The 16349-nt window shown below is 72.3% G+C and carries 15 protein-coding genes; 1 reads left to right on the top strand and 14 read right to left on the bottom strand.

Annotated features, from left to right (window positions below; genetic code table 11):
• Positions 1–171: 171 nt before the first annotated feature.
• The 5 genes from ACTOQ3_RS38665 to ACTOQ3_RS38645 form a co-directional block, all read right to left on the bottom strand.
• A complete protein-coding gene (locus tag ACTOQ3_RS38665; RefSeq protein WP_440088651.1) occupies positions 172–1095 on the bottom strand; it encodes an NADP-dependent oxidoreductase in 924 nt (307 codons plus the stop codon).
• A gap of 147 nt (positions 1096–1242) precedes the next feature.
• Complete coding sequence (locus ACTOQ3_RS38660; protein WP_440088650.1) at positions 1243–2979, bottom strand: hypothetical protein; 1737 nt, start codon at positions 2977–2979, stop codon at positions 1243–1245.
• 233 nt (positions 2980–3212) lie between these two features.
• Positions 3213–3542, bottom strand: coding sequence for a DUF3140 domain-containing protein (locus tag ACTOQ3_RS38655; RefSeq protein WP_440088649.1), 330 nt, complete (start codon positions 3540–3542; stop codon positions 3213–3215).
• Positions 3535–3771, bottom strand: coding sequence for a DUF2945 domain-containing protein (locus tag ACTOQ3_RS38650; protein ID WP_440088648.1), 237 nt, complete (start codon positions 3769–3771; stop codon positions 3535–3537). The genes ACTOQ3_RS38655 and ACTOQ3_RS38650 overlap by 8 nt, the downstream gene beginning before the upstream one ends.
• 181 nt (positions 3772–3952) lie before the next feature.
• A complete protein-coding gene (locus ACTOQ3_RS38645; protein ID WP_440088647.1) occupies positions 3953–4423 on the bottom strand; it encodes a hypothetical protein in 471 nt (156 codons plus the stop codon).
• Positions 4424–4879: 456 nt separating this feature from the next.
• Here ACTOQ3_RS38645 and metG point away from each other — a divergent pair, with 456 nt between their 5' ends.
• Entirely contained in the window at positions 4880–6439 is a 1560-nt protein-coding gene (metG, locus tag ACTOQ3_RS38640; protein WP_440088646.1) for a methionine--tRNA ligase, read from the top strand.
• A 107-nt stretch (positions 6440–6546) separates the two neighbouring features.
• Here metG and egtD read toward each other — a convergent pair whose 3' ends face one another.
• From egtD to ACTOQ3_RS38595, 9 genes are all read right to left on the bottom strand, one after another.
• Positions 6547–7527: an L-histidine N(alpha)-methyltransferase gene (gene egtD, locus ACTOQ3_RS38635; RefSeq protein WP_440088645.1), complete on the bottom strand. Its 981-nt coding sequence runs from the start codon at positions 7525–7527 to the stop codon at positions 6547–6549.
• 83 nt (positions 7528–7610) lie between these two features.
• A complete protein-coding gene (gene egtC / locus ACTOQ3_RS38630) occupies positions 7611–8327 on the bottom strand; it encodes an ergothioneine biosynthesis protein EgtC (protein WP_440088643.1) in 717 nt (238 codons plus the stop codon).
• Positions 8328–9707, bottom strand: a complete 1380-nt coding sequence (egtB, locus tag ACTOQ3_RS38625) for an ergothioneine biosynthesis protein EgtB (protein ID WP_440088641.1) — start codon at positions 9705–9707, stop codon at positions 8328–8330.
• A gap of 143 nt (positions 9708–9850) precedes the next feature.
• On the bottom strand, positions 9851–11095 hold the full coding sequence (locus ACTOQ3_RS38620; protein ID WP_440088640.1) for a glutamate-cysteine ligase family protein: 1245 nt from the start codon (positions 11093–11095) through the stop codon (positions 9851–9853).
• A 159-nt stretch (positions 11096–11254) separates the two neighbouring features.
• Complete coding sequence (locus ACTOQ3_RS38615) at positions 11255–11629, bottom strand: anti-sigma factor family protein (RefSeq protein WP_440088638.1); 375 nt, start codon at positions 11627–11629, stop codon at positions 11255–11257.
• 64 nt (positions 11630–11693) lie between these two features.
• On the bottom strand, positions 11694–12344 hold the full coding sequence (locus ACTOQ3_RS38610) for an RNA polymerase sigma factor (RefSeq protein WP_362682747.1): 651 nt from the start codon (positions 12342–12344) through the stop codon (positions 11694–11696).
• A gap of 309 nt (positions 12345–12653) precedes the next feature.
• On the bottom strand, positions 12654–14459 hold the full coding sequence (locus ACTOQ3_RS38605; RefSeq protein ID WP_440088637.1) for a DUF2264 domain-containing protein: 1806 nt from the start codon (positions 14457–14459) through the stop codon (positions 12654–12656).
• Between the two features lie 62 nt (positions 14460–14521).
• Complete coding sequence (locus tag ACTOQ3_RS38600; RefSeq protein ID WP_440088635.1) at positions 14522–15370, bottom strand: carbohydrate ABC transporter permease; 849 nt, start codon at positions 15368–15370, stop codon at positions 14522–14524.
• A complete protein-coding gene (locus ACTOQ3_RS38595; protein WP_440088633.1) occupies positions 15367–16335 on the bottom strand; it encodes a carbohydrate ABC transporter permease in 969 nt (322 codons plus the stop codon). The genes ACTOQ3_RS38600 and ACTOQ3_RS38595 overlap by 4 nt, the downstream gene beginning before the upstream one ends.
• Positions 16336–16349 lie beyond the last annotated feature (14 nt).

Below are 16349 nucleotides of genomic sequence, written 5' to 3'. Positions count from 1 at the left end.
GCTTTCGCCCGAGAGGTCCGCGTCGTCGCTCGAGTATCGTGTCCAGAGTATTTCGATGCCTGACACGGGCGAATCCAAGCCTTGGCGACGGTCTGCTCAAGTTACGCTCAAACGGAAACTCGTAACTGAGCGTCAACACCGGCACGTGGCACTCGGCTCGCGCGTAACCGGCTATTCCCCTTCCGCGACCTTGATGATCGTCTTGCCGGGGGTGCGCCGGGCGGGCGCGAACGCGGAGGGCGCCTCGGCGAGCGTCAGCGTGGCCCCGACGATCGGGTGGAGCCGTCCCTCCCGGACCCTCCGGACCAGGTCCGCGAGCCGGGCGCGATCGGGCTCGACGACGAAGAAGATCGCCTGCCCGTCCCGGGGCCGGACCGTGGGTGGCGAGGCGATGGTGACGAGCGTGCCGCCGGCGCGCACCAGCGCGGCCGAGCGGTCCAGGACGTCGCCGCCGATCACGTCGAGCACCACGTCGACCTGACCGGCGTCCTCGAGGGGGTCGGCCTGCAGGTCCAGGAAGGCGTCGACGCCGAGACCGAGTGCCGTGTCCCTGTCGCCAGCCCTGCCGGTGCCGATCACCCGGGCTCCCGCCTCGCGCGCGAGTTGCACCGCGATGGAACCGACGCCGCCCGCGGCGCCGTGGATCAGGACGGTCTGCCCGGCGGCGAGGCGGGCGTGTTCGAACAGGCCCTGCCACGCGGTCAGCCCCGAGATCGGCAGCGCGGCGGCCACGGTGTGGTCGACGTCGGCCGGCAGCGGCGCGAGGTTGCGGGCCTCCACCGCGGCGTACTCGGCCAGCGAGCCGTTGCGGGTCCAGTCGGTCAGCCCGAACACCCGCCGGCCGACGGTCAGGCCGGTGGTTCCGTACCCCAGCTCGGCGACGACACCCGACAACTCGTGCCCGAGGACACTGGGCGTCCGGTCCCGGCCCGCGCGATCGGACCACGTTCCCGGCCAGTCGAGCTCTCCGGGGGTGAACCCGGCGGCATGCACCCGGACGACGACGTCGTTCTCGGCGGCATGGGGATACGGCTCCTCTGTCAGGGAAAGCCCGGCCAGGCCGGCGGCGCGGTCTCGGACGGTGATGGCTCGCATGACAGGTCCTCGCCGTCGGCGGAGATGTCGAACAGGACGAACGTACAGGGCGTCGACCCGATTCACCGGGAGCGCGGGCCGTCGGCAAGGCGTACTTTTGCCTACCCCTACCTGCGCGGACGCGGCGCCCGGACGGTTCCTGATCGGTCACCGCCACGGGCGGTGGATGATCTTCTTTGTGGAACGGCCGGGGTAGACGACGATCAGGTGCTCCTCGGCGGGCGCTTCGGGGTCGTCCTCGTCCCATTCGAGCTCGCGGGCGTAGACGCGCATCCGGTAGCGGCCGGGGCCGTCGACGGCCAGACTGGGCAGCGGCCCGATCGCCCCGCTGTCGCCGCCCTCGGGGTACGGCGGTACGACCAGGCGGCCGCTGCGGCTGAGAAGACCCACCTCGACCACCTTGTCCCAGCCCTTGAGCCGGAGCGGCGGGGCGGCGCCGAACGCCTTGACCGTGAGGCACATCGCCTCGTTCTCGCCATAGGTGGTGATGGCGGCGCTGCTGCCGGCGGCGTCGATGAACCCGTCGTCGATGGCCGCGAAGATGTCACCGGCCGGGCCCTCGACGCTGTCCCGGTCGTCGGAGATGTAGTAGCCGCCTCCTTCGAAGAGCAGGTACGCGGCCGTGCCCTGCCGCCCGGCCCGTAGCTCCGGCCAGGGGTCGGCGCACCGGGCGTTCATCTCGGCTTCCCATGCGGCCAGTTCCCGCTCCTGCTCGGCCTCCCTGCGCGCCTGTTCGCGCGCCTGGTCCGCCCGTTGCGCGGCGACGACGCCGGGGCACAGGAACTCCAGGGCGTCGCCGAGTTCGTCCGTGGTCGCCGACCCGCCCGCTCGCCGGAGCAGCGCCTGCCGCTCCTCGGCGCCGGGCACCGCGCACAGTTCCTCGCCATGGGCCAGGATGCGCTGTTCCGGCAGGTTCCCGGGGAACATCGCCGTCCCTGTGTGGCCGTCGTCCCTGGCGAGGCAGAGGAACGACCGGCGCCGGTCCTGCGGCCGGGTGTCGGCGTAGGGCCGGATCCGCTCGCGGCAGCCCTCGTCCAGGCCGGTGAAACCGAACCGGGCGCCTTCCTCGGCGCCGACCACGACGAGCGGCAGCACGAGCGCGGCGGCGACGAGCAGCCGTGGCTCGCGGCGGGTGGCGGACCGGGAGGTGGTTTCGGTGGCGGGCATGCCCGCGGGCCCGGCGAGCTCGTGCGCGGTACGAGCCAGCCACACCGTGCTGAACACGCCGAGCGCGTTCACCACGAGCAACGAGCCGTCGAACAGCAGCCAATCGCTTTCGAAGGCGAGGCCGAGCACGGGGAAGGCCAGCGAGGCGGCGAGGGCGAGCCTCCCGACGGCGATCGTGGCGCCGCTCCATCGGCCGTCGCGGCGCTGCCCGATGAGGGTCATCACCGTCCAGCCGAGGCTCGCCAGTGACCACAGGCTGAACACCCGGAAGTCGGGACTGTCGAGGAAGAACAGCAGCGCCGGGGTCAGCGTGCCGATCAGTCCGAGCACGAGGGTGATCGCCCGGAACCGGGCCGAGACCCCGGAGACGACCCGTGCCAGCAGGATCAGCGTGGCGACCCACAGGGCCAGGCTCGCGACGTACTCCACGGTGTTGGACAGCTCTTCGACGAGTTCCCAGAGCACCAGGTCGCCGGCGATGCCCGCGTAGAGCAGGCGCCGGAGCCAGACCACGCCGCGCGGCGACCCTTCGGCGCGCGGCGGCGCGGGACCGCGCAGCACCTGCCACAGCGCCCACGCGTTGAGCCCGCAGATCCCGGTGAGCAGGGGGACCGTCCAGGCTCCCTGCATGAGGCGTGCCCAGGTCGTGGCCGTCGCGGCCACCGACAGCGCCGACACCTCGCCGGACACGACGGCGAGCACCGCGGCGACGGCCACGACGGCCAGGTAGAGCGCGACGACGACCGCGGCCGCGCGCCCGAAGCGGTATCGGCCGACGGCGGCCCGGATTCGAGTGACGATGCGGATGATCTTAGCGACGTACCCGAGATGACCGTCACGTCGTGTTGTCCACCCACGCGCTCAACCGCCACCTCACCGGAGTCGGCCGCGGACTGACCGGCATGCCGCTCGTGATGGCCGGCACGGCCTTCGAGGCCGGGACACACCGCTCACCTGAGCGGGTCGTGTCCCCAGTTCATGAGGGAGTATCGCCACCGGGTCTCCTTGACGTCCCCGGACGGACGCTGCTTCAGGTGGCGGCGGACGTAGCCGGTCACCTTGCGCATGTGGGCGTAGTCGTCCTCGTCCAGGTCGTCCTTCCGCTTCCGCAGGATCTCGGTGATCCGGCGGCCGGACCGGTGACCTGTCGACTCCTCATCGCCCGACTTGTCCCCCACGCTCTTGGACTCCTCCGTCTCCAGCCAGCTTTCCAGCTCCGCGGCCGTCATGTTGACCGCCTGGTCGAAGTCCGCGGCGATCCGCTCGCCGTCCTCAGTCATGGCGGTCTTTCCTGTGCAGTGCCGATGCCTTGTGCACGGCGGTCTTGCCGCTCTTGTCGCTGCGCACGAGGTACTGCGGATCGTCGGCCGAGGCGTCCACGGTACGTCCCGCCTCCTCGGTACGCTTCGTGATCTTCTTCTCGACCTTGCCCGAGGTCGACGAGCCGTGGCTCTCCCACGTGACGGCGTCGCCCACCTCGGGTTCGTCCTGCTTGCGCTTGTCGGTCATGGCCTCCCCATACCCCGTACCCCTCCGGAACTCATCGTGCCGGCCCTGAACTGGTGCTTCGCTGGATCGGATCGCCCCCAACGATCGATGGGGGCGGGGTGGCCGAGGGCTCGTCTTTGGCCGGTGGTTACTCGCCGATTGCCGCCTTGGCCCGGCGTCGGCGGACGGGAACCAGGCAGGGCTACGGCGCCGGAGTGGTCCGGCCAGGACGGTCATCGGACGAGGGCGTGACCAACGATCCGGCCTCAGCGGTCTCGCGTTCGTCGAAGGCCCGGAACACTCGCACGGTCGGATCCGGCGCCCCGTCGTCTCGAAGGCGATCGGTGAGGAGGAAGCCGGCCAGTTCGAACTCGGAGGCGTGCTCGTTCTCGCTCAGAAAGAAGGTCCCGCCAACGAGGTCGGGATCCCAGCCGTGTGTCAGGGCGTAGTCGATGACCGTCCGCACATCCATGGAGGTCGGATAGGTGCCGTCGGTCGCACAGCCCCACGGCAGGACCGCCTTGGACAACAGATCCGCCTGGAGTGCGCGGTTGTTCTTCCCGGCGCCCCAGACCCGCAGGCGAACACACCTGTGGCAGTCACGCTCACCGGCCACATGGTGGATCTTGCCGGCCCATACGAACTCTCGTCCACCCGCGTACAGCTTCCGCAACCTCGTTCGCATGCCGCCCACCTCACCTCATCGGGGCTGAAGCCTACGATCACTCACCTGCGTACCGCGCGGATTTATTCGCTTCCCGGCGTGCGGGATGACGGCCTCCGGCGCTGTCCGGCAACCTCGGCGGCGTACCTGATCACCTACGGTTCGGCGTATCAAGCCGCATTCGCGCGGGGGCGCGGTGTGAGGCCGAAGACCGTTCCAACGAGGGTCTCGTCGTACCGGTCGCGTGCCCGCTGGACGGGAAGCTGAACCGTGATGGGCTGTAAAACCACCGGCTCCCGCCGGACGGCGGATGTTAGCCTGACCGCATGAACGCGTCCGCGCACCAGGTGACGATGCCCCGCCCACGGGGCCGCTGACGCCGCACGGACGATCGTTTCCGAGGCCCGCTCACGGGGCCTCGACGTGTTCTCGCCGGTCGGAGCCCCCGTTCTCCCGGAGGTTCCGATGACCACACCGCACACCTACGTCACCACCACCATCCCGTACGTCAACGCCCGTCCCCACCTGGGGTTCGCGCTGGAGCTCGTGCAGGCCGACGTGCTCGCCCGGTTCCGCCGGGCGCGGGGCGACCGGGTGCGGTTCCAGACCGGCACCGACGACAACTCGCTGAAGAACGTACTGGCCGCCGAGGCCGCGGGTGTCGCCGTCCAGGAGTTCGTCGACCGCAACGCCGAGGCGTTCGTCGCGCTGCGCGAGCCGCTGGCGCTCGCGGTCGACGACGTCATCCGTACCAGCCGCGACCCCCGCCACCGGGTCGGGGTGGAGCGGCTCTGGCAGGCCTGCGCCGACGCCGGTGACCTCTACCGCAAGCACTACGAGGGTCTTTACTGCGTCGGCTGCGAGCAGTTCTACACCCCGGCCGAGCTCGCCGGCGGACGTTGCCCGGAACACGGCGTCGAGCCCCAGCGGGTCGCCGAGGAGAACTGGTTCTTCCGTCTCTCCCGCTACGCGGACCGGCTCCACGACCTCGTCTCCAGCGGGCGCCTGAGGGTCGAGCCCGCCGAACGCCGCAACGAGGTCCTCGGCTTCATCGCCGGTGGCCTGGAGGACCTCTCGGTCTCCCGGTCGACCGCGCGCGCCCGCGGGTGGGGAATCCCCGTTCCCGGCGATCCCGGCCAGGTCGTCTACGTGTGGTGGGACGCGCTCGGCAACTACGTCACGGCCCTGGACTACGGCACCGGCGGGGAGAACTACCGGCGCTGGTGGACCGGTGCCGGCCGCCGCGTCCACCTGGTCGGCAAGGGGGTGTTGCGCTTCCACGCCGTCTACTGGCCGGCGCTGCTGCTGTCGGCCGGGCAGCCGCCGCCCACGGACGTGGTGGTGCACGACTACCTCACCGCCGGAGGCCGCAAGATCAGCAAATCCGGCGGGGGTACGGCCGACCCGGTCGCCCTGGCGGGGGAGTACGGCACCGACGCCGTCCGCTGGTGGCTGCTGCGCGAGGTGCCCCGCGTCGGGGACGCCGACTTCACGGTCGACCGGCTCGTCGCCCGCGCCAACGACGAGCTCGCCAACGGGCTGGGCAACCTCGTCAACCGGGTCGTCACCATGGTCCACCGTTACCGCGAAGGGCGTGTTCCCCGGACGGAGTCCGGAACCGGCGCGCCGGGAGGGGAGGGTCTCGAGGCGGCCTGCCGCCGGGCGCCGGGTCTCGTCCGCTCGGCCCTGGACGACTTCGAGTTCCGCCGCGCCACCGCGCCGGTCTGGGCGGTCGTCGACGAGGCCAACCGTTACGTCGACCACAGCCGGCCCTGGGCACTGGCCCGGGCCGAACGCGACGGCGACCCGGGCGCCCCCGGCGCCCCCGGCGTCACGGCCCGGCTCGACGCCGTCCTCGCCGCCCTCGTCCGGGCGTGCGAGACGCTGGGCGATCAGCTGGCGCCCTTCCTGCCGGGTACGGCGGCCCGGATCGCCGCGCAGTGCACGGCCCGGGACGGCAGGCTTCCCGAACCGTGCCCGGTCTTCCGGAGGATCACCGTCCCGGAGCCGGGAGCCGTGCCCTGACCGTCATCGCGTACGACGGCCGGGAGCCGTGTCCCGACGACCCTCACCGTGACGCGACGGCGACGGGCGGCGTGGGCGCGTCGCCGTCGCGTCACGGCGGCCACGGATCACGGGTGGGCCAGGACGAGGACGAAGTCGCCGGTCGGGTCGATGTACTGGCGGATCATCCCGAAACCGGCCGTGAGGAGTTCCCGCCGCAGTCCTTCCGGGCGGAACTTGGCGCTGATCTCGGTCCGCATCTCCTCCCCTGTCGCGAAGGAGACCCGCAGGCCGAGGTCGCCGATCCGCACGCGCATGGCGCGGCTCGCGCGCAGCCGCATCTCGATCCACTCGTTCCGCGCGTCGTACAGCGCGACGTGCTCGAAGGCGTCCGGCTCGAAGTCGGCGTCCAGCTCCCTGTTGATCACGTGCAGGACGTTCCGGTTGAAGGCGGCGGTCACCCCGCTCACGTCGTCGTACGCGGCGATCAGCCGGTCGGTGTCCTTGACCAGGTCCGCGCCGAGCAGGAAGGTGTCGCCGGGGCGGAGGGTGGCGCGCAGCTCCTTGAGGAACACCTCGCGTGCCGCCGGGGCCAGGTTGCCGACGGTCCCGCCGAGGAAGGCCACCATCCGCCGTCCCGTACGGGGCAGCAGGGCCAGGTGCACCTCGAAGTCGGCGCAGATCGCGCGCACGGTCAGGCCCCGGTAGCGGGAGGCGAGCCGGTGCGCTGCCTCGCCCAGGGTGACCGCGTCGACGTCCACCGGTGTGTAGACGCGCAGCGTTCCCGCGGCGGAGAGGGCGTCCAGCAGCAGGACGGTCTTCTCGCTGGTCCCGGAGCCGAGCTCGACCAGGGTGTCCGCGCCGCCGCGCACGGCGATGTCGAGGGCCTCCCTGCGCAGGATGGCGAGCTCGCGGCGGGTGGGGTAGTACTCGGGCAGCCGGGTGATGCGGGAGAACAGCTCGCTGCCCGCCTCGTCGTAGAACCACTTGGGCGGTAGCCACTTCGGCGTCGACGTCAGCCCGGCGCGGACGTCGTGTTCGAGTGCCTGGCGAAGATGGTCGCGGCCGAGATGGTTGACCAGGCTGATGGCTGTCTGGCTGACGGACACGGGGCCTCCTGGGTGTGTGGGCCACGGTCCCGCTCGCCGGTCCGTGGCCGGGTTGTGCTTTCCTGTGGTCTCGCTCCGCCCGGTCACAGGGGCTGGACGCGCACCCCGTCGGGTGAGGCGAGGACCAGGCTGTGGTCCGGTACGGCCTGCCAGCCGGGCCGGTCGTCCAGCGGCTCGCTCGTCACGAGCACGCCGTCGTGCGGGTGGCCGTCGAGGCGGAGGAAGAGCGTGTCGCCCCAGGCGGTCGCGGCGATCGACGTACCGTCGCAGGCGAGGAGGTTCAGGCGGGCGCGGGGATCCTTCAGCCCGGCGCGGGTGACGACCTCCGCGAGGGCCTCGCCGAGCGGATCGCCGGCCCGGCGCCGGAGGAACACCGCGGCGGCGAGCCACGCGGAGTCGCACGTGCTCTCCGCGTCGTCGGCGAGCTCCCTGACCACCTCCCGCGCGACACGGCCGTTGTGGCTGAGCAGCCACGGCCCGTCGGTGAAGGGCGCCGTCGCGGTCTCCTCGACCGGCATCCCCGCGCTGGCCGACCGCACGGCGGCCAGCAGGCAGCCGGAGCGGGCCGTCCGCGCGAGACCCGCCAGGTTGGCGTCCGTCCAGGCGGGGATCGTCCGGCGGTAGCGGACCGGCTCCGCGCGGGCGGCGTCGTACCAGCCCATGCCGAAGCCGTCGGCGTTGACCGTGCCGTGGCGCTGCAGGCGCGGGGCGTAGGACTGCCGGAGCAGGCCGTGGACCGGCTCGTGGATCAGCGAGGCGAGGGTGCGGGGAGCGCCCAGCCAGGACGCGTGCCGGCACATCTACCGGCGCTCCGCCGAGCGTCCCGGGGAGTGCCCGGGGGAGCGCTTCGCGGAGTCCGGAGGGTGTCCGGGGGAGTGCTCGGGGGAGGCCGAGCGGGCGCACCGGAAGCCGGAGAAGATCTGCCTGCGGGCCGGGCGGTCCCAGTTCCTGAACGTGGTGCGGACCACGGCCGGGTCGGAGGCCCAGGATCCGCCGCGCAGCACCCGGTACCGGGAGCCGAAGAACACCTCGCTGTACTCGCGGTAGGGGAAGCTGCGGAAGCCGGGATGGGGCAGGAACCACGAACCGGTCCACTCCCACACGTCCCCGATCATCTGCTCGGCGCCGCAGGGGCTCGCTCCGGCGGGGAAGGCGCCGAGCGGCGCGGGCCGCGCCTCCCGGTGCCCGAGGTTCGCCATGCCGGGCCCCGGGGTGTCGTCGCCCCACGGGTACGTCCGCGACCGCCCGGCCTCGGCGTCCCAGCCGCAGGCCTTCTCCCACTCGGCCTCGGTGGGCAGCCGCCGCCCCGCCCACCGGGCGTAGGCGTCGGCCTCGTACCAGCACACGTGCTGTACGGGCTCGTCCATGGGGACGGGCTCGGTCCTGCCGAAACGGGTGCGCCACCAGGTGTCGCCCTCCCTGGTCCAGAACAGCGGGGCGAAGGCGCGGGTCCGCCGCAGCCAGCGCAGGCCGTCCGGGGCCCACCAGCGGGGGTCGTCGTAGCCGCCGTCCTCGATGAAGTCCGCGTAGGCGCGGTTGCCGACGGGCAGCCTGTCGATCCAGTAACCGGGCAGGTCGAGCCGGTGGGCGGGGCGCTCGTTGTCGTAGGCCCACGGCTGGGTGTCGGTGCCCATCATGAAGGGGCCCGCGGGGACGAACACCTCGTCGGCGCCCTGCGCCCGCCAGGACCGGCCAGGCGGCAGGTCGCCGTCGCGGACCAGTCCCGGCCGCCCCGACAGCTGCAGGGTGGCGAGCATCGTCTCGTCGTGCTGGTGCTCGTGCTGGATCACCAGGCCGAAGACGAAGCCGTACCGCCGCAGCGGGTCGGGGTCGTGCAGGTCGACCGTGTCCAGGACGTCCAGCACCCGGCCGCGCACGCCCTCGATGTAGTGGCGCGCCTCCACCGGTCCGAGGATGGGCAGGGACGGGCGATCCGCGCGCGGGTGCCTGAACGCGTCGTACAGGTCGTCGATCTCCGGGCGGAGCGGGGTGATCCCGCCGACCTGCCGCAGCACCCACAGCTCCTCGTAGTTGCCCACGTGGGCGAGATCCCACACCAGCGGTGACATCAGCGGTGAGTGCTGCGTGACCAGCAGGTCGTCCTCGGCGTCGGTGTAGGCCGTGGAGCGGTTGCGCGCGGCGGTCAGCTCGGCGGCGATCCGTTCCTTGAAGTCGCTCATCAAATACCTCCAGCGTGGAGACCCCGGGCTCTTCCGGCCCGGGCTCCCGGTCCGGTCTGCGCCGGTCCGGTCCGGAACCGATCCGGTCCCGGGCCGCTTCCGATCCGGCCCCCATCCGGTTCCGGGCCGGTTCCGGGGAGAGCTCAGATCCGTCCTTCCTCGGCCAGCCAGTCCGGCAGGCGCCCTCCCGGTCCTCTCGCCAGATCCAGCAGGTCCGCGGCGGGGGCACGGCCGGGTGTCACGTGGCGGTCGGCGAACGCGGCCACCTCGCAGACCAGGGCCGGGCCCGCCCCCAGCCGGGGCAGCGCCGAGAGCGCGGCGCGGAAACAGGCTCCGGCGGCCCTGCGCAGCCGGGGCTCCGACAGGCCGTGGCGCGCCGCCGCCGACCACATCCCCGCGCACGGTCCGGCCGCGGCCAGCGCCGCGTCGGCCGCGCGGTCGTCCATCACCAGGGCGTGGGTCACCGCCGCGCACACCGGCCAGCTCGCCGGGTGCTGGGCGTCGAGGTAGCGGATCTCCAGCCAGCCGCGCGGCCGTACGGGCGGGAAGAGCGTCGTGGCGTGGTAGGTCAGGTCCGCCAGGGTCGGCGGGTGTTCGGACGAGGCCAGCCGGTCGCGGAAGGTCGAGCCGTCGAGGACCGGGCGGTACGGCTCCGCGCCGTCCCCGTTCCCGGCGCTCTCGCGCACGGCCATGAGACGGGCGTCGAGCAGGTAATCGGCCCACGCGGCGCCGGGGTCGCCGCTCGCCGGGACGGCGGCCGTCCGGGTGCGGTCGAGCCGCTCCCACACCGCCTGGCGCCCCGACATCCACCCGCACGGACGGCCCTCGCTGAGCGGTGAGTTCGCGAAGGCCGCCACGAGGACGGGCCCCAGCAGGTGGGCGCGCTCCCACCGCGCCGCGGGCCTGTCGCCCAGGTCCAGGTTGACCTGGATCGACGCCGTCGAGCACATCATCAGCGACCCGTACGGCGTGCCGAGGAACCGCGCCATCACCTCGTACCTGGGCAGGCGCAGCTGCCGCCTGGCCGGGCGCAGCGGGTCGAGACCCACCCCGCCCAGCGCCAGGCCGGCGTCCCGCAGCGCCCGGCGCACGGCGTTCACGTCGGCGGCCAGGAGGGCGATCGCGCCCGGCAGCGAGCCGGGTGGCCCGGAGAGCTCCAGCTGGCCCCCCGGCTCGAAGGTCACCAGGCTCCCGCCGGGCAGCGGGGGCAGGGCGCCGGCGATCCTGGCCACCGGGACCTGCCGGGCGGGGGCCGTACGGTCGAAGACCAGGAACTCCAGCTCGATCCCCACGTGGTCACCGGGAGAGCCGAGGAAGCATTGTCGCGCGAAGGTCTCCACATCCGAGGCGTTCCGGATCAGTGTGTCCTCGGTCGCCAGACCGGTCATCCCCATCCCCTTTCGCCTGATATATGCAGATGTGTACGGATTTATAGAGTCGCGAGGCGCTCAGGCGTTACAGAAGGACGGGGTCGGGCCCTCGCGGCGGCAGGATGGGGCCGGGGCCGGGGCCGGTACGGCGTTGCGGGAGGCGGGGTCTCCGGCGGCTCAGGTGGGCCGCCTGGCGCGGAAGGCGGCCCGCAGCCGGTCGCGCGTCTCCTTCGGCAGACCTTCCGGCCGCGGCGGGCCGGTATCGCCGGTATCGCCGGCGTCACCGGCGTTGTCGTGGTGCGGGTCGTCGGTCTCGGTAACGTCGTCGGCGCCGCGGAGCCGGTCGGGGGCCTCGGGGGCCTCGGGGGTCCGGAGGCGGCCGAGGGCCTCGACGGTGACGCGGAACTGGTCGAGATAGCGCTCGCAGCCCTCACAGCCGCCCAGGTGCTCCTCGAACCGGCGCCGGGTGGGCTCGTCGAGTTCACCCTCCAGGAAGGCGGTGACGAGTTCCACCGCCTCCTCGCAGCTGAACCGCTTCACAATCGTGACCACCTCACCGTCCCGATGACCGGACCTGTAATCGACCCCTTGACCCGACCCGCCGCGCCGCCCGGCGCTACGCCGGCCGTCTCGCCGTCTCGAAGTAGTCCTCCAGCCGCCCGCGCACCGCCGTGCGGGCGCGGTGCAGCAGGACGCGCTGGTTGGCGGCGGAGATCTCCAGGATCTCGCAGACCTCCTCGGAGGTGCATCCCTCGACGTCGCGGAGCGTGATCACGGTGCGCTGCCTGATCGGCAGCTCGGCCAGGGCGGCGGCGATCCGGCCGCGCACCTCGGCGGCGAGCACCTCGCTCTCCGGGGTCGGCCAGGCGGCGGGAAAATCCTTCCAATGTCCCGGGAGGGGGTCGTCCACCCCCTGGAAACACGAGCGGTCGACGGTCTGCCTCTCCTGCTCGAAGGCACTGCTCCAGGGCACCGTGCGGTTCTCGCGCACGCCTCGCTTCCTGGCCGTGTTGACCAGGATCCGGTAGACCCAGGTCTTGACCGACGAGCGGCCCTCGAAGCCCTCGATGCCCCGGATCACCGCCAGCCAGGTGTCCTGCACGACCTCCTCCGCCGAGTCGTTGGTGGACACGTGCGCGCGGGCCAGCCAGAGCATCCCCCGCGACCAGGTGTCCAGCAGCGCCGTGAACATCGCCTCATCCCCGGCGCGCAGGGCCGCGACGACGACATCGTCCGAGGGCAACGCGCCGTCTGTGAAGGACTTCACGGTCGCCTCCTCCCGGTGGGGCATCTGGAAGATCCATGGCCGTGACGCGCGCGGCCGGCGCGCGGCGCTCGCGGGTCGTGACGACGCGGCGCTCCGTCCGGCGTCCCGGTCGTCGTGGCACCCTCCCGGTCGAGAGCGTAGCCGGGAGAAAAGGTAGGTCTGGGAGGAAAATTCCCATTCTGACCTGCTTCGACACCTTTTCGTCCTTGGCTTCGCCCGTACGGCCGCGATCCCCGGTCGTGCCGGGGGTCGCGTGCCGTCGGACCCCGTTCGAACCTGTTTTCCGCAACCGATCGCCCTGCCGGCCGGTCAGCCGGTCCCGAGGGGGTGGCCGCCGGGGAGGAGCGCCAGGACGCCTTCCAGGCCGGGCGGTTCCGGCCAGTCCGCGGGCTCCTCGGCGCCGGAGAGACCGAGGACCGCGCAGGCCAGCCAGTGCTCGCCCGGCTCGTGCTCGCCGCGCAGCGTGGGGATGACCGTACGCGGGACGACGACGTTCGTCCCCGGCAGGGGACGGACGAGTTCCCCGGCCCTTCCCGCTCCGGGCGTCCCGCCGAGATCCTCGATCACGCACAGCCCGGCGGGGGAGTCGAGGCGGGCGTGGCCGGGCCCCTCGGCGACGCGGCGCGCGACGGGGTCGCGGTCGACCGCGAACGCCCCCTCGGCCGACAGCAGCCCCCGCCCCGACCGTACGCGGTGCACCCGCACGTGCCACGGGGAGCGGGCGAGCAGCCAGGTGTCGACCTCCACGTCCGGCCACGGCGCCCACCGGGCGTGCAGCACCCCGTCGCGCGCGGAGAAGTCCCCGGGCGCCTCGCAGGGCCGCCAGTGCGTCCCGTCGTCGCTCAGGGCCAGGGTGCTGTCGAAGGCGCCCTGTTCCAGCCCCCACGAGCCGGCGGGCACGCTGAACCCGAAGGACGTCGAGTAGGCGAACTTGGCGTACTTCGCCGCGCCGTGCCGCACCCACGTGTTGTGCTGCCCCGCGCTCAGCATGACGACCTGCCGCCCCTCCTCGCACCGCATCAGCGCGACACCGGCCTGCGGCTGGACGCCGGTCTCGGGGAGCTCCCGCGCGGGCTCCTCGCCCGCCGCCCAGAAGGGGTGGCCGTCGGCGAGCGCCAGCGGCAGGAACGCCTTCATCGCCCAGTACGGGGAGCCGGGGGCGTTGTACTGCTCGGCGAGGGCGGGCTGGGCGTAGCCGTACCCCAGGGTCAGCAGGCCCGAGGAGTCGAGGAGCGGCCGCCGCAGCCACCAGCGCAGGTGCCGCATCAGGTGGCCGCGCACCTCCCCCCACGGCAGGGCCTCGACCCCGGCGAAGCCCAGGGCGCCCCAGAAGGCCCCCTGGGCGAAGCGGTAGGTCAGGCTCCGGCCGAAGGGCACGGCGGCCCCGTCCGAGGTGAACCAGTGCTGGAAGTCGAGCGCGAACGCCGACGCCCGCTCGCGCAGGCGCTCAGCCCGGCCCGGGTCGCGGTCGCCGGCCAGGGCGGCGTAGACCAGGCCGTAGAAGTGCATCGCGAAGGGGACGTAGTAGTCGCGCTGCGCGGTGGGGCCGTCGCCGTACCAGCCGCCGCCCAGGGCGAAGGACTCCAGGCGCTCCAGCCGGGCGAGGTTGGGCCCGGGGTCGAAGGGCACCCCGACCCGGTCCAGCCCGAGCCCCACCAGCACGGGGAAGAACCGCCAGTTGTTGTCGGCGGTCTCGCGGGTCATCGCGTGGAGCAGCCAGGCGGCGAGGTTGTCCCGCTCCGCGCCGCTCAGCGGGTCCCACACGGCCTCGGGGGCGAGGGCGAGCGCCAGGCCGATCGCGGCGGTCTCCACCAGCCGCTGGTCGACGTCGGTCGCCGCCCCCCAGAACTCCCCGTGCCCGGGGTCGGTCCCGGCGGCGAGCCCTCGCCGCCACAGCTCCCAGTGCTCGAAGGACCCCCCTCCGGCCGCCAGCGGTGCCAGCCCCCACAGCGGGCGGGCGAACGCCTCCAGCTCGGCGGCCTCGTCGCCGTAGTGGGCCGCGTTCGCCCCGAGCCGCAGGCGCGCCCGCCCGGGGCTGAAGCGGGGGACCAGCGGCTCGGCCAGCTCGGTGACGAGCCGGCGCATGTCCTCGCGGCCGCGCATCGACTCGCCCACAGCCGGCGGATCCTCGCGGCCGCGCGGCGCCCCGCCCGCGACGGGCGGGGCCGGGGGAGGGGTCAACTCTTGAGCCCGGTGAACGCGATCCCCTGCATGATGCGGCGCTGGAAGATCAGCAGCACCACGATGACCGGGATGACCGCCAGGGCCGCGCCCGCCATGATGTAGTACGCCCGCCCGGACTCACTGCTGGCCAGCTGCTGCAGGGCCAGCGGCAGCGTGTAGAGCTCGGGGTCGTTGAGCACCACCAGCGGCCAGACCAGGTCGTTCCAGTGGAAGATGAAGCTGGTGATCGTCACGACCGCCAGCACCGGCTTCGACAGCGGGATGATGATGCGCCAGAAGATCTGCATCCGCCCCGCGCCGTCGATGCGCGCCGCCTCCTCCAGCTCGGTGGGCAGCGACATGAAGAACTGGCGCAGCAGGAAGATGTCCAGCACCGAGGCCACGTTGGGCAGGATCAGGCCCCACCCGGAGTCGAACATACCGAGCGCCTGGGTGACGTGGATGCGCGGCACCAGCAGCGTGATCGTGGGGACCATCATGCCCGCGAGCAGGACGACGAACAGCTTGTCCCGGCCGGGGAAGGGGATCCTGGCGAAGGCGTAGGCGGCCAGCGCGTCCACGAGGAGCTTGGCGGGCACCAGGATCAGGCAGACCCAGACGCTGTTGACGAACGCCTGGCCCAGCCCGCTGACCTGCAGGACGTGCTCGTAGTTCTCCAGGGTGGGGGAGAACTCGCCGGTCTTGCGGTCGAGCGGCAGCAGGCTGGGCACCTTGGTGTAGACGTCCGAGCCGTGCTTGAACGAGGTCGCCAGCATCCACAGGAACGGGACGACCGACACCAGGGCCAGCAGCACCAGCGCGATGTAGATGGGCGCGAGCCGTACGTTCCTCGCGGCCTTCACGACGCCTCCTGCTTGACGAACTTGAACTGCAGCGCAGTAATGATCATGATGAAGACGAACAGGATGAACGACATCGCGCAGGCCGCGCCCATCGCGTCGTAGCGGAACGCGAACAGGTACAGGTGCAGGACGTAGGTCAGGCCCGACTGCTCGGGGCCGCCGGTGACACTCCTGCCGCCGCCGCCCGAGAAGATCACGTACACCAGGCCGAAGACCTGGAGCGCCGCGATCACGCCGGTGACCAGCAGGTAGAAGGTGGTGGGCCGCAGCATCGGCACGACGATCTTCCAGAACCGCTGGACGGGTCCCGCGCCGTCGATGATCGCCGCCTCGCGGATCGAGTCGGGGATGCCCTTCAGCCCGGCGAGATAGATGATCATCGAGATGCCGCACTGCCAGGCGGCGATGAACGACAGCGCCGGGATGACCAGGTCCGGGGTGTTGAGCCAGTTCTGCGGCGGGATGCCGACCAGTCCGATCATGGTGTTGACCAGGCCGTACTGCGGGTCGTAGAGCCAGCGCCAGATGGCGCCCACGGCTGCCTCGGCGGTCACGACCGGCAGGAACAGCAGCAGCCGGAACATGTTGGAACCCCGGCGGATCGCGTTGATCAGCAGCGCCTGGACGAGCGCGGTGCCCAGCGTCAGCGGTACGGCGATCAGCGTGTACTGCAGGGTGACCTGGACCGACTTCCAGAAGTGCGGATACTTCACGTCGTCGAACAGCAGGTCGGTGTAGTTGGCCAGGCCCACCCAGTTCGGCGCCGTCCGCAGGTTCCAGTCGGTGAAGCTGTAGTAGAGGGCGGCCAGGGCGGGGTAGAGCAGGAAGATGACGAAGTAGATCACCGCGGGGGCGATCAGCAGCCACCCGATGACGTGGTCGCGTCGCCCGAACCCCGGGCGACGGCCTCGCCGCCCGGGAGGAGGCGTCACGGCGGGCTTGTCAGCCAGCACCGGAGATGCCACGTTTGCCTCGCTTT

Origin of the sequence: Streptosporangium sp. LJ11, from assembly GCF_051918945.1 — a bacterium.
Classification (GTDB): Bacteria; Actinomycetota; Actinomycetes; order Streptosporangiales; family Streptosporangiaceae; genus Streptosporangium.
The sequence above is the reverse complement of the archived record's forward strand: the minus strand, read 5'-3'. Positions and strand labels throughout refer to the sequence as shown.

Coding starts and splice junctions, on each gene's coding strand:
- ACTOQ3_RS38665 (WP_440088651.1), bottom strand. CDS start 1,095: ATGCGAGCCATCACCGTCCGAGACCGCGCCGCCGGCCTGGCCGGGCTT.
- ACTOQ3_RS38655 (WP_440088649.1), bottom strand. CDS start 3,542: ATGACTGAGGACGGCGAGCGGATCGCCGCGGACTTCGACCAGGCGGTC.
- metG (WP_440088646.1), top strand. CDS start 4,880: ATGACCACACCGCACACCTACGTCACCACCACCATCCCGTACGTCAAC.
- egtB (WP_440088641.1), bottom strand. CDS start 9,707: ATGAGCGACTTCAAGGAACGGATCGCCGCCGAGCTGACCGCCGCGCGC.
- egtC (WP_440088643.1), bottom strand. CDS start 8,327: ATGTGCCGGCACGCGTCCTGGCTGGGCGCTCCCCGCACCCTCGCCTCG.
- ACTOQ3_RS38620 (WP_440088640.1), bottom strand. CDS start 11,095: ATGACCGGTCTGGCGACCGAGGACACACTGATCCGGAACGCCTCGGAT.
- ACTOQ3_RS38650 (WP_440088648.1), bottom strand. CDS start 3,771: ATGACCGACAAGCGCAAGCAGGACGAACCCGAGGTGGGCGACGCCGTC.